The sequence below is a fragment of the Pseudoalteromonas sp. BMB genome, assembly GCF_001709235.1.
Classification (GTDB): Bacteria; Pseudomonadota; Gammaproteobacteria; order Enterobacterales; family Alteromonadaceae; genus Pseudoalteromonas; species Pseudoalteromonas maricaloris.
The window spans coordinates 1-13,308 of sequence record NZ_MBQA01000202.1 but is presented as its reverse complement, the minus strand read 5'-3'; the positions used below and the strand labels follow the sequence as shown (position 1 = coordinate 13,308).

The following is a 13,308-nucleotide window of genomic DNA, read 5'->3' as shown; positions in this document are numbered from 1 at the left end:
CTTTCCCCACCACAAATTAGGAATCTTTTGATGAAAGTAGGCATTATCGGCGCAATGGAGCAAGAAGTTACCATTTTGCGTAACACCATGGAAAACCCGCAAACATTGACCAAAGGTGGCTTTACTTTTTATACCGGCAAACTGGCTGGTCTTGACGTAACGCTTGTACAGTCTGGCATTGGTAAAGTGGCAGCGACGGTTGCGACAACTTTGCTTATCGACAATTTTGCGCCAGATTGCGTGATCAACACGGGTTCTGCTGGTGGTTTTGAACCATCACTAAACGTCGGCGATGTGGTGATTTCAAATGAAGTACGTCATCATGACGTAGATGTTACTGCATTTGGCTATGAAATTGGTCAAGTTCCGCAAATGCCTGCTGCGTTTACTTCGCACACAAAATTAGTTGAAGCTGCAGAGCAAAGCGTACATGAGCTTGAAGGCATTCAAACTATGGTTGGTTTGATCTGTACGGGTGACTCATTTATGTGCGACCCAGTACGCATCGACAAGGCACGTGCAGACTTCCCTACGATGTTAGCAGTAGAAATGGAAGGTGCGGCAATTGCGCAGGCTTGTCATTCTTTAAACACGCCATTTGTTGTGATCCGCTCGCTATCTGATATCGCCGGCAAAGAATCACCGCAATCATTCGAAGAGTATCTAGAAGTCGCTTCTGTTAACTCTTCAAAGATGGTGATGGCACTACTTAATAAGCTGGATAAGGTTACGCTTTAGTGCTCGACAGCTTGCTTCAGGCCCATGAGGGCCTGATCATTTTCTTACTGGCGATTTTTGCTAGCCTAGGGGTAAGGTTATCAACACTTTACCACCCTAATCTTATTCTTAGCCTTATTTTTAAAGCGATTGCCGAAAAAGTTTATCGCCCTAAGGCCGCTTCTAGCTATCAACTTTTATCCGGTACACTCGGCTTCCTCCTGCCAATATTAACTATCACTGTATTAACTTATGCGATTATAAGCTTTGCTTTTTATCCTAATTGGCTCGGTGGGCTGGTGTTGTTTTTATGCTTAGATATTAGCCATGAAAGCCGTGCTAAGCGTATTTCCACATTGATAAAATCAAAGCAAAAAGTGACTGCAAGAGCCGTGTTGCAAGGAATGGTAGCAAGAGATGTAGAGAAGCTAACAGAGCTTGGTATTTGTAAAGCCACCATAGATAGCACCGCATTAAATACCCTGCGCCATTTTTTTGTCATTGCTTTACTGTATCTAACAGCAGGCCCCTATCTCGCGCTATTTTATAAACTGTTACTACTGTGTGACCATGCTTGGCGGCAAGTAATGCTCCCCTCAAGCCGTTTTATGGCAAGCCTTTCCCGCATGATTTGGCTCGTTGAGTTTGTGCCTATTCGATTATTAATTACCTGCTTTTCGTTGCTACTTAGACCAAAGCAAACTTGGCACTACATTAAATACTACGGCCGTCACTTTAGCCAAACGAATACCGGATGGGCACTGAGCTTTTTTGCAGCAAATTTACATACACAACTCGCAGGGCCGCGCTTTTATTTTGGTGAACGTTATGAGGTGATGCGGGTAGGTGCAAAAACGCAACCCTCAGCTGAGCATATTCAGCATTTACTCGGACTACTTAATCAGATGCGCTGGCTATTTATTGCCACTTCCGCCTTACTACTTGTAATTATTAATTTTCTCAGGCTGATGGCTTAGCTTGGAATCCTTAACCTGAGCTTCGGATAATTAATGCCTTTCTAGCAGCCAGTTTTAGCGCTAACTGCGTTGAATTCACTTCCAATAGCAAGCTATTGGTGCGTAAATTCGCCTAATTACCCCTAAAACTCTCTGGCTAGACAAGGAAATAATTTAATATTATTTTAAAAACAATGAGTTAGTTCATTTCTTATCCAAACCTCAGGTTACTTAGAAATAAGCTCCCCACTTAGCCAAAAACAAAAAACCCAGCACAAGGCTGGGTTTTTGAATGCTCAGAAAAACTTACTTTTTCTTCACTGCTTTTTTGTTTGGAAGGTCAGTGATTGAACCTTCGAAGATTTCAGCAGCAAGACCGATTGACTCGTTCAGCGTTGGGTGAGCGTGGATAGTAAGCGCTAGGTCTTCACCGTCAGCACCCATCTCTACTGCTAGACCGATTTCACCAAGCATTTCACCTGCATTGATACCAACCATAGCACCACCGATCACGCGGCCTGACTCTTTATCAAAGATAAGCTTAGTTGAACCTTCAGTACGTGCAGAAGCGATTGCACGGCCAGAAGCTGCCCACGGGAATACCGCAGTTTCAATGCTTAGACCTTGCTCTTTTGCTTCTTTCTCAGTCACACCAACCCAAGCGATTTCTGGATCTGTGTATGCAATTGAAGGAATACACTTAGGATCGAAGTAATGCTTCTTACCAGAGATAACTTCAGCAGCAACGTGACCTTCATGAACCGCTTTGTGCGCAAGCATAGGTTGACCTACGATGTCACCGATAGCGAAGATGTGATCAACGTTAGTCTTCATTTGCTTGTCAGTGCTGATAAAGCCACGCTCATCAACATTTACGCCCGCTTTGTCAGCGTCAATTAGCTTACCATTTGGTGTACGACCAACAGCAACTAGTACTTTGTCATAACGAACTTGGCCTTCAGGTGCTTGCTTGCCTTCGAAAGATACGTAAATACCGTCTTCTTTCGCTTCAACAGCAACCACTTTAGTAGAAAGCATTACGTTAAACTTGTCTTTAACGTACTTTTGGTAAATCTTGATAACGTCTTTGTCAGCCGCTGGTACTAGTTGATCAGCAAACTCAACTACGTCGATCGCTGAACCTAGTGAACGGTAAACTGTACCCATCTCAAGACCGATGATACCACCGCCTAGTACAAGTAGCTTTTCAGGCACGTCTTTAAGCTCAAGTGCACCTGTAGAGTCGATGATACGCTCGTCTTCAGGAATGAAAGGAAGGCTTACAGGCTGAGAACCCGCTGCAATGATTGCGTTATCAAAGGTCACTGTTTTCGCACCGTCAGCACCTTCAACAGCGATAGTGTTAGAACCTGTGAACTTACCGTAGCCGTTAACTACAGTTACTTTACGCATCTTAGCCATTCCGCCAAGACCACCTGTAAGTTGACCGATCACAGACTCTTTCCATGAACGGATTTTGTCTAGGTCAATTTGTGGAGCACCGAAAGAAACACCGTGAGAAGCCATTTCTGCTGCATCATCAATTACCTTTGCAACGTGAAGAAGGGCTTTTGAAGGGATACAACCAACGTTCAAGCACACACCACCTAGCGTGTCGCGAGATTCGATTAGTGTAACGTCTAAACCTAAGTCTGCTGCACGGAATGCTGCAGAGTAACCACCAGGACCACCGCCTAGTACAACAACTTGAGTTTTGATTTCGTTGCTCATGTTATTACCTTAACTGTTATTTGAACGGGTTTACTCGTCGAGAGTAGCCGACCCAAAGTGCCTGCCAAACACCCGATTCGGGGCACAGGGCAGAGAGAGTTATTATTGCTCGAAAGTGTATCATTCACACTCTCTATTGTCCCGCCTAATTATCAAGCGGAACAACAAAATACAAGAAAACCGCATCACCTAAGTCATGCGGTTTCTATTCTTACATTACTAGCTGGCGAATATCGCTTAGGTAGTTTGCAAGTGTCACAGTAAAGCGAGCTGCTAGCGCGCCGTCAATGACACGATGGTCGTATGAACAGCTTAGCGGCACCATTAGGCGCGGCTCGAACTCTTTACCATTCCATTTCGGTTTGAAGTCTGACTTAGAAACACCCAAAATCGCAACTTCAGGAGCATTAACGATTGGCGTAAACGCCGTACCGCCGATACCGCCTAGGCTTGAAATAGTGAAACAGCCGCCCTGCATATCAGCAGACGTCAGTTTACCATCACGTGCTTTCTTGGAAATTTCCATCAACTCGCGTGATATCTCAATGATGCCTTTCTTGTTCACGTCGCGAACAACAGGAACCACTAGACCATTTGGTGTATCAACCGCGATACCGATGTGAACATATTTCTTCAAGATTAAGCTCTCACCATCTTCAGATAGTGAAGAGTTAAACGTTGGGAACTCTTCAAGTGCTTTTGCAGCCGCTTTCATCACGAATACTAATGGCGTGATCTTCACACCCATTTTCTTCTTCTCAGCTAGCACGTTCTGTTCTTTACGGAACGCTTCAAGCTCTGTGATATCTGCTTCGTCAAACTGCGTAACATGTGGGATTTGTACCCAGTTACGGTGAAGGTTTGCACCCGATAGCTTGTTGATGCGAGAAAGTTTCTTCTCTTCTATTTCACCAAACTTGCTGAAGTCTACTTTTGGCCAAGGAATAAGACCAAGCTCACCGCCGCCAGTGTTGCCACCTTTTGCGATTTGACCAGACTCAACTTGCTTAACCAGCTCTTTCACGTAGTTTTGTACGTCTTCTTTTAGTACACGGTTCTTACGACCTGTACCTTTAACGCGAGCTAGGTTAACCCCAAACTCACGCGCTAAACGACGTACCACAGGTGAGGCGTGGGCATACTGATCATTCGCCACAAAATCATCTTTTTGTGCAGAGGCTTTTGGTGCTTCAGATTTTGCCGCTGGAGCCGCTGATTGAGCTGATTTTGCTTCTGTTTTAGCTGCTGCCTGAGGTGCAGGTGCCGCGCCTTTCACTTCGAATACGAAGATTAAAGAACCCGTTGATACTTTGTCGCCAGCATTAACTTTGATGGCTTTAATCGTACCTGCAAACGGAGCTGGTACTTCCATTGAGGCTTTGTCGCCTTCAACCGTGATAAGAGATTGCTCTTCTTCAACGCTGTCGCCAACAGCAACCATGATTTCAGTGACTTCAACTTCGTCGCCACCGATATCTGGTACATGCACTTCTTTTTCAGCTGATGCAGCAGGTGCTTGCTCTTCAGCTGGCGCTTCTGCAGCTTCGGTAGTCGCAGGAGCATCACCGCTACCTGCCACTTCGAAGATGAAGATCAATGAACCGGTTGACACTTTGTCACCCGCGTTGATTTTCACTTCTTTGATAGTACCTGCAAATGGTGCTGGTACTTCCATTGAGGCTTTGTCGCCTTCAACCGTGATAAGCGATTGCTCTTCTTCAACAACATCACCCGCAGCTACTAAGATTTCAGTGACTTCAACTTCATCGCCACCAATATCTGGTACGTGAACTTCTTTCACTTCTGTCTTGCCAGAGGCGCTTGCTTCTGGCTTAGCTTCTTCTGCTGGTTGCTCTGCCGGTGCTTCTTCACCTGCCGCTTCAAAGATCATAATCAAAGAGCCAGTCGATACTTTATCGCCTTCCGCTATTTTGATTTCTTTAACTGTACCCGCCACTGAGGCAGGTACTTCCATTGATGCTTTGTCGCCTTCAACAGTGATAAGCGATTGCTCTTCTGCAACCGTGTCACCTACGCTTACTAGGATCTCGGTTACTTCAACCTCATCGGCACCAATATCTGGAACATGAATTTCGATTGCCATCACTCGTCCTCTTATGCGTAAAGTGGGTTAGTTTTGGTGGTGTCGATATCAAATTTCTTGATAGCGTCAGTCACTACTGATTTTTCAACTTTGCCTTGCTTAACTAGCTCGCCAAGTGCAGCAACTACCACGTAACCGGCATTCACTTCAAAGTGACGACGTAGGTTTTCACGGCTGTCTGAACGACCGTAACCGTCTGTGCCAAGTACTTTGTAAGATGCGCTCGGCATAAATGCACGTACTTGATCAGCGTAGTTTTTCATGTAATCCGTAGCAGCGATTGCTGGCGCATCACCAAGTACGCTGGTGATGTAAGCCACTTTTTGCTCTGCTTCTGGGTTAAGCATGTTGAAACGCTCTGCATCTTGACCGTCACGAGCAAGCTCGTTAAATGACGTTACAGAGAATACGTCTGAACCGATACCGTAGTCGTCGCTTAGGATCTGCGCCGCTTTACGTACTTCGTTCAGGATAGTACCCGAGCCCATTAGCTGAACCTGTGCTTTGTCGCCAGTGTAGCTTTCAAGCTTGTAAATACCCTTACGAATACCTTCCTCAGCGCCCTCAGGCATTGCTGGCATATGGTAGTTTTCGTTCATTAGCGTTAGGTAGTAGAACACGTTCTCTTGCTCTGGACCGTACATACGACGAATACCATCTTGCAGAATAACCGCTACTTCGTAAGCAAACGTTGGGTCGTAAGAAATACAGTTAGGCACTGTACCTGCTTGAATGTGTGAGTGACCGTCTTCGTGCTGCAGACCTTCACCATTTAGCGTTGTACGACCAGCAGTTGCACCTAATAGGAAGCCACGCGCTTGTTGGTCGCCCGCCATCCACGCCATATCACCTACACGTTGGAAACCAAACATTGAATAGTAGATATAGAACGGGATCATTGGTAGGTCGTTCGTGCTATATGACGTTGCTGCTGCAACCCATGAAGACATCGCGCCTAGCTCATTGATACCTTCTTGTAGTACCTGACCTGACGTTGCTTCTTTATAGTAAGAAACGATATCGCGGTCTTCTGGACTGTAGTTTTGGCCGTGCGGGTTGTAAATACCGATTTGACGGAATAAACCTTCCATACCAAAAGTACGCGCTTCATCAGCAATAATTGGAACAACGCTCTTGCCGATATTCTTGTCTTTTAACAAGATATTAAGTGCACGAACGTATGCCATTGTGGTTGAGATATCACGCTTTTGTTCTTCTAGAAGCGGTTTAAATGCATCTAGCTCAGGTAGCGTAAGCGTTTCTGTGAAGTTAGGTAGACGCTTAGGTGTATAACCGTGAAGCGCGTTACGGCGTGCATGTAGATATTCGTGCTCTTTTGACCCTTCTTCTAGCGTCAAGTAAGGTAGATCTTGTAATTGCTCATCAGATACCAAGTCATCTAAACCTAGACGTGAACGTAGGTGCGCTACGTGTGTCATGTCCATTTTCTTAACTTGGTGAGCAATGTTTTTACCTTCAGCCGCAGCGCCCATACCGTAACCTTTTACCGTTTTAGCTAGGATAACCGTTGGACGACCTTTGGTGTCTTGTGCCGCTTTAAATGCAGCAAATAGCTTAGATGGCTCATGACCACCGCGCTTCAACGCGAAGATTTCGTCGTCAGTCATATCAGCAACAAGCGCTGCTGTTTCTGGGTAACGACCGAAGAAGTGTTCACGTACAAAGGCACCATCTTTTGCTTTGTAAGTTTGATAATCACCGTCAACTGTTTCATTCATCAGTTGCAGCAATTTACCCGTAGTGTCTTTGGCAAGTAGCTTATCCCAACCAGAACCCCAAACGACTTTGATCACGTTCCAACCAGCACCTTTAAATAGACCTTCTAGTTCTTGGATGATCTTACCGTTACCCATTACTGGGCCGTCAAGACGCTGTAGGTTACAGTTGATTAGGTAGCATAGGTTGTCTAGTTTTTCACGAGCAGCGAATGAAATCGCACCACGTGATTCTGGCTCGTCCATTTCACCATCACCAAGGAAGGCGTAAACGCGTTGCTCAGACGTATCTTTTAGACCACGGCCATCTAGGTATTTAAGGAAACGCGCTTGGTAGATAGACGCGATTGGACCTAGACCCATAGAAACCGTTGGGAACTGCCAGAATTCAGGCATTAGCTTAGGGTGTGGGTATGAAGAAATACCGTTACCGTCTACTTCCTGACGGAAGTTATCTAGCTGCTCAGCGCTTAGGCGGCCTTCAACAAATGCACGAGCATAAATGCCCGGAGAGATGTGACCTTGGTAATACACTAAGTCACCACCGTCTTTCTCGTTTGGTGCACGGAAGAAGTGGTTGAAACACATTTCATAGAATGCAGCTGACGACTGGTAAGAGGCCATATGCCCGCCCAGCTCAAGATCTTTCTTCGAAGCACGAAGTACGATCATGATCGCATTCCAACGGATGATAGAGCGAATACGACGCTCAAGGTTCACATCCCCTGGATACGCAGGTTCTTGATCTGCTGGGATTGTGTTGACATAGTTAGTCGTAGTGCCTGTTGGCATATCTACGCCATCAAGACGCGCTTGCTCTAATACTTGCTCTAACAAGAACTGAGCGCGCTCTACGCCTTCTTCTTTTACTACCGACTCAAGCGCCTGTAACCATTCTTGGGTTTCTAGCGCGTCTACGTCAATTTTATTGACTTCAGACATATGGAGTGTTCCTTATGTTTAAAATACGAATTTATTCTATTTGTGCCAATTCTTACTGAATCAAGTCCGATTACTGCTGTTTTGTTCTACGCAGTGAACGTTCTATTCGCGAACGCTCTTTACCGGCTTCTAATAACGCTTCTTCGATAAACGCTAAGTGGGCGTTACTAGCAAGTCTTGCTTGTTCAGGGTTACCATTGATCACCGCATCTAATAACAACTTTCTGTGCTCACCGAGCTGCTCACTCACATCTGATTTTTGCACCAAGACCGTTAAGTTTTGCAACACGTTTTGCTCAAGCAGTGACTGCATCCCTTTTACAAGATGAAGCAGGACGACGTTATGTGACGCTTCTGCAACGGCAAAGTGAAAAGCATTAATTGCCCTTGCCTTTTGCATCAGGTCATCACCTATCTCTGCAATATTGTCAAAGCTTTGTTGTACCTTTGCAAAGTCATTCTCTGTGCCCCTGAGTGCCGCATAGTAGGCGGCGATGCCTTCTAATGCATGACGAAACTCAAGTAAATCGAACTGAGATTCTGGATGCTTACTGATCAAGTCGAATAACGGATCAGTCAGCCCTTCTTCTAGCTGATTCTTAACATACGTGCCACCACCTTGCCGACGGGTAACAAGCCCCTTAGCTTCCAATTTCTGGATAGCCTCACGAAGTGATGGACGCGACACTTCAAACTGCTTAGCTAGTTCACGCTCAGGCGGCAACTTTGCACCGGGTAATAACGAGCCCTCGAGGATCATATTCTCAAGCTGTTCTAGTATTACGTCGGATAATTTTGCTGCTTTAATCTTTAAAGACATTGAAATAACGCCAATTTTTTATGATGTGACCTAGCCAGATCGCTGACTTATTTTAATCAATTTGGTAAGAATTAACTTCATAGGTAAATTGGTCATACCAAATTTACACAATACGTTATCAAAATCCATGACAACTGTCAAAATTCAGCCCAATTCAATAATTAGCTGAGTGTAAAAACAACAGTTGGCGTGCATAAACTTTAACCAAGAATCGGGCAAATTTAAAAGGTGATTTAAATGGTCAGACCAGATACGCATTTACCATTTAACGTAAAATCAAGCTGCCAGAAAGGCGGTTTGGATAAGGCAAGTCTTAATCTAAAGCAGCCAATGACGATTCAAGATAGTCTTTACGATTGTTGTCTGCAAAGCATGCTCTAAAATCCCACTGAATACACTATTAGGCTTTACGTGTAATAACATTCTTTGTACTTTATATACCGTCAAAATAGGCAACAGGCTATGAAAAACATTAAAAACATTAAAAACATTAAAAACAAATTTGGATTCTAACTTATGAATGATTTCGCAACGGATCAGGACATTATTTGATTTAGCAAAACCAAAAAGCAATCAATCGGTAAACACACGAGAGCAGCGAGCACGATACTGAGCAACATAGTCGTCATCCGCCCATAGTTTTTTAAGCCCTTCGTTATACAACTCGACATATTCACTATGATGCTTATTGATAAGCAAATAGCCTTTTTGGATAAAAGCAGGGATCGCTTGCGCAGCTAATAACTCCGCTTCTTCCGCTGGCAGTTCCTGCTGATAAGACTTCGCCGATTTTTCGTCCATAATCATAATATCCGCACGGTTTCGTAGGATCAGTGCCACATTTTTACTGGTATACGTGGCATATGAAGTTTTGATTTCAAGCGTCTCTATCGCCTCTAGCAGAGAAGGCGGATAAGTTAACCCTTGATTGAGCAACAATCTAAATGGCTTAAGATCTGCGTAACTCGTATAGGTAAACGCTAAATCTCGATGGTGATAAAAGCGTGCCGTTTCTTCAGTAAGTGGGTGTTGAGTGTAAATATAGTCTTTGCTCCTTTGCTCACTGTAATACCAATAAGCACTACCAATGTAAGCCGCCTTCATTCCCTCTTGATAGGCGCGTTCCCAAGGCATAAATAAAAATCGGACTTTGATATCAGAGAGCGCAAAGACATCTCGGATCACCGCAGCCACACAGCCTTGATCTTGTTTCGCTTGATCTAAGTACGGCGGCCATTGCCCCGTCGTAATATTCACCTGAGTATCAAGCGCGCTCGCACTCCCGCCCACACAACACAGTAAAATCAACGGCCAAACTACTTTCATCTGTATGCTCTGTTATTTTTTCAAAAAGTATAGGCAACGAATTAGATTATGGGTACATTGTTGTAGAAAAAAGAATGGCAAATAATGCAAACGATACGCTATGACACACTAAAGTAGCTGTTATTTAATGCCATGGGAGTAAGCAGATAATCAAATTACCCATTGCCAAGTTTACCGATAATCGAGTATAACCAGAGTCTCTGGGCATGTATTACACAAGGATATCACTTTGGTTTGGCGAGTCTTTGTCCTACTACTTATCATCACGCTGATATTGTTTGCGCTTTATTTTATCTACCCAAGTGCAGCAGCAAACTCGATAAGGTCTATCAAACCTTTATTGACGGAATTTGGCATACAGCTAGACACCCATACCGAAAAACGTTTAAGTCAGCCAGACACCACTACTCACCTAACGGTTGCATCACCAAAAGCAACAAGACAACAGCTACCTGAAATACCAGAAAAAACCTTTTATAACCTAAACGGGCACAGTGATATTGTTAATATGTTCAGCGATATCTCAACACCTACCTGCGGAGCACTAAAGCGCGAAGTATTTTCCTTGCAAACGCAATTCAACGACATTGAAAATTTTAAACTTAATCTAACGGGTGAACCCGTGAGCCCTTATGTTGAGTATCAGGCGCAGCAAGCCCTCAACGTAGTGTATATGATGTTTAAGCACTTTTTTAACCAGCTAGCACACCAAAAAGCCTTACCTCCCATCCAGTTGAACATGCATATTGCCACCAATGACGCTGACTACAATGAGTTAATCCTCTCTCGCGATGCAGAACCCGCAGGCACCTTGGGCATGTACTTCTTGTTTCAAAACCAAGGCTTTATCAATGGCGGTCGCACTGAAGAAGAAACGCTAAGAACGCTCATTCATGAGTCCGTGCACGCCCTCGTTTTTTACTATTTCGGCGTAACCCCTCGATGGGTAACGGAAGGCTTAGCCGAGTATTTTGAGCACCTAAGAATTACCGAAACAGGTCAATTTTCAGTTTACCTCTCTGACGAAGATTGGTTGACGAAAGAAGGGATTTTGAAATCGCGCTTCGCCAAGCTTGATATTAACACCCTATTCAATAGCGAAAATCAGTGGCAAACCATGCAAAGTGCCACCTTATATGCCAATAGTTACCTGTTTACCGGATTTATGGTCGAGCACAACAGCAACGCTTTTTTCGAGTATTTACGACAAGAAAGCAGCAACCCGTGCAATATTGTACCTGCACAAAATATCGAGCAGCTCTTTCGTAATTTTAATGAAAACGTCGAATCACAATTTGAGGGATGGCGTAACACACCTCGCCAAATTCAACGTGGCGCATGGCAATAACTCTCCCTATGAGGGTATAGCAATTAAGCTGTTTGTAACAATGACAAAAAACTATCAGCATAGCCTCCTAATTAGCATTGCAGATAGTTTTGTAGGGAGGCGGTTCACCCGCCGAGAAGTGTGCTTTTCGGGTAGTCGTAGCCCACGGATAGGCGTCGAAACCTCTCAGGAGGACGGGCTGAATTCACGATAAATTTCGAGAAATCAGCCGTTAGCAAAATAAACCTCCATGTTTAATATCAAAGCGTATCCATGCGCTTCTCGTTCATTCTTTTTAAACGACGAAAAAGAACGAACCAAGAAAACGTCGCCCCAACATCACACTTAATCCTCAAATCCTAAGCCGATATAGTGCAACCGTCTTGTAAGGCACGTCCCTGTACCAGACAAGACTTGGCCGACATCCTGTCGGCACATTGCATATCGACTTAGGATTTTCGGGTGTGATGGAGGGGGAATAAAGTTGCTTGTGGAATTTCCACTTTCTCAGTAGCAATAGAGTAGTTTATAAGCTCAAAAGCGGCTCCAGCCTCACAGTGTAAATAGTGTTGTGGGAGATGTATGGACTCCTCCCCCTTAACGGGAGAGTACGGTATAAAGATATTGCAAAACACTTTTACCAAATAAGGAGTCCATACATGGCACAGTCTAATTTAATTGCTATCGACTTGGCAAAAAACATTTTCCAAGTAGCGCAGCTGAAAGGCAATAAACTCAAGTTTAATAAGCCAATGAAACGCGAACCTATGCTTGAGTTGCTAGCAAAAGCCGAGGGTTCAAAGGTTGTGATGGAAGCTTGTGGTAGCGCCCAGCATATTGCTCGCAAAGCGCTGTCACTGGGGCATGATGTCATGTTGCTTCCCCCTAAATTTGTTAAAGCGTTTAGGCAAGGCCAAAAAACTGATGCAAATGATGTCCTCGCCATTGCCAGTGCAAGCCAAGCATACAACGTGAAGCCCTGTAAAATCATGACAGTTGAAGAGCAAACATTGCAATCATTGAGCCAAGCGAGAACCTTAGTAGATAAACAAAAGACCCAGCTTTCAAATCAAATACGTGGCTTGCTATTAGAGTTTGGTATTGTCATTAATCAAGGCGATGCAGCGTTAACACAAGTCGTTCCAGATATTTTAGAAGATGCTGAAAATGCGCTACCTATCGCATTAAAACAAGCACTCGCGGTGAGTTATGACCTATATAAAACACAATGCGATGCTAAAGCACAGCTACATAAACAAGTTGAAGCGATAACCAAGCAAAATGACAGTTGCCAGCGTTTAATGGCATTAGAAGGCGTTGGCCCAATTACCGCGATAGAGCTGTTATCATTTTTAGGCAATACTTCACAATTTAGTGATGCCAGAGGGGCGGCGGCATGTGCAGGTGTTACACCGACCCAGCACTCATCAGGCGGAAAAGCCAAGATAGGTCATATCCCCAAAAGACGAGGCAATACATTAAGGAAAAACCTGTTTCTCGGTGCAAGAACGGTAGTCAGCAGGCTAAAACATAAAGAAGCGACCACAGAGAAAGAACGCTGGATAAAAAACCTACTCGCCAAGAAAAGCGTGAAATGTGTTGCCATTGCATTGGCCAACAAAACGGTTAGAACTGCCTATGCCTTACTT

Annotated in this window: 10 protein-coding genes; 5 read left to right on the top strand and 5 right to left on the bottom strand. The window is 44.4% G+C overall.

The window, feature by feature from the left end; all coding sequences use genetic code 11:
* Positions 1–30: 30 nt before the first annotated feature.
* Positions 31–738 (top strand): 5'-methylthioadenosine/S-adenosylhomocysteine nucleosidase, encoded by a 708-nt coding sequence (gene mtnN, locus BB427_RS20330; protein WP_069022899.1) that lies wholly within the window; start codon positions 31–33, stop codon positions 736–738.
* Positions 738–1,694, top strand: a complete 957-nt coding sequence (locus BB427_RS20325; RefSeq protein ID WP_069022897.1) for a cobalamin biosynthesis protein — start codon at positions 738–740, stop codon at positions 1,692–1,694. The genes mtnN and BB427_RS20325 overlap by 1 nt, the downstream gene beginning before the upstream one ends.
* 285 nt (positions 1,695–1,979) lie before the next feature.
* Here BB427_RS20325 and lpdA read toward each other — a convergent pair whose 3' ends face one another.
* The 4 genes from lpdA to pdhR all read right to left on the bottom strand — a co-directional run bounded on the left by lpdA (position 1,980) and on the right by pdhR (position 9,006).
* Entirely contained in the window at positions 1,980–3,404 is a 1,425-nt protein-coding gene (gene lpdA, locus BB427_RS20320; RefSeq protein WP_010607389.1) for a dihydrolipoyl dehydrogenase, read from the bottom strand.
* Between the two features lie 211 nt (positions 3,405–3,615).
* Positions 3,616–5,508: a pyruvate dehydrogenase complex dihydrolipoyllysine-residue acetyltransferase gene (gene aceF, locus BB427_RS20315; RefSeq protein WP_069022895.1), complete on the bottom strand. Its 1,893-nt coding sequence runs from the start codon at positions 5,506–5,508 to the stop codon at positions 3,616–3,618.
* Positions 5,509–5,519: 11 nt separating this feature from the next.
* Positions 5,520–8,186 (bottom strand): pyruvate dehydrogenase (acetyl-transferring), homodimeric type, encoded by a 2,667-nt coding sequence (aceE, locus tag BB427_RS20310; protein WP_069022893.1) that lies wholly within the window; start codon positions 8,184–8,186, stop codon positions 5,520–5,522.
* A gap of 70 nt (positions 8,187–8,256) precedes the next feature.
* Positions 8,257–9,006, bottom strand: coding sequence for a pyruvate dehydrogenase complex transcriptional repressor PdhR (gene pdhR, locus BB427_RS20305; protein ID WP_010370324.1), 750 nt, complete (start codon positions 9,004–9,006; stop codon positions 8,257–8,259).
* A 237-nt stretch (positions 9,007–9,243) separates the two neighbouring features.
* Between pdhR and BB427_RS24540 the strand changes: the two genes are divergently transcribed.
* A complete protein-coding gene (locus BB427_RS24540) occupies positions 9,244–9,387 on the top strand; it encodes a hypothetical protein (RefSeq protein WP_165384109.1) in 144 nt (47 codons plus the stop codon).
* 192 nt (positions 9,388–9,579) lie between these two features.
* Here the strand turns inward: BB427_RS24540 and BB427_RS20300 are convergent, their stop codons facing one another.
* Positions 9,580–10,332, bottom strand: a complete 753-nt coding sequence (locus tag BB427_RS20300) for a substrate-binding periplasmic protein (RefSeq protein WP_069022891.1) — start codon at positions 10,330–10,332, stop codon at positions 9,580–9,582.
* A 229-nt stretch (positions 10,333–10,561) separates the two neighbouring features.
* On the opposite strand from BB427_RS20300, the gene BB427_RS20295 reads away from it, so the two are divergent.
* The gene (locus tag BB427_RS20295; protein ID WP_069022889.1) at positions 10,562–11,680 is read left to right on the top strand and encodes a DUF1570 domain-containing protein; all 1,119 of its coding nucleotides are present in this window, start codon (positions 10,562–10,564) and stop codon (positions 11,678–11,680) included.
* A gap of 638 nt (positions 11,681–12,318) precedes the next feature.
* On the top strand, positions 12,319–13,308 hold a 990-nt coding region (locus BB427_RS20290; RefSeq protein ID WP_069022887.1), incomplete at its 3' end, for an IS110 family transposase.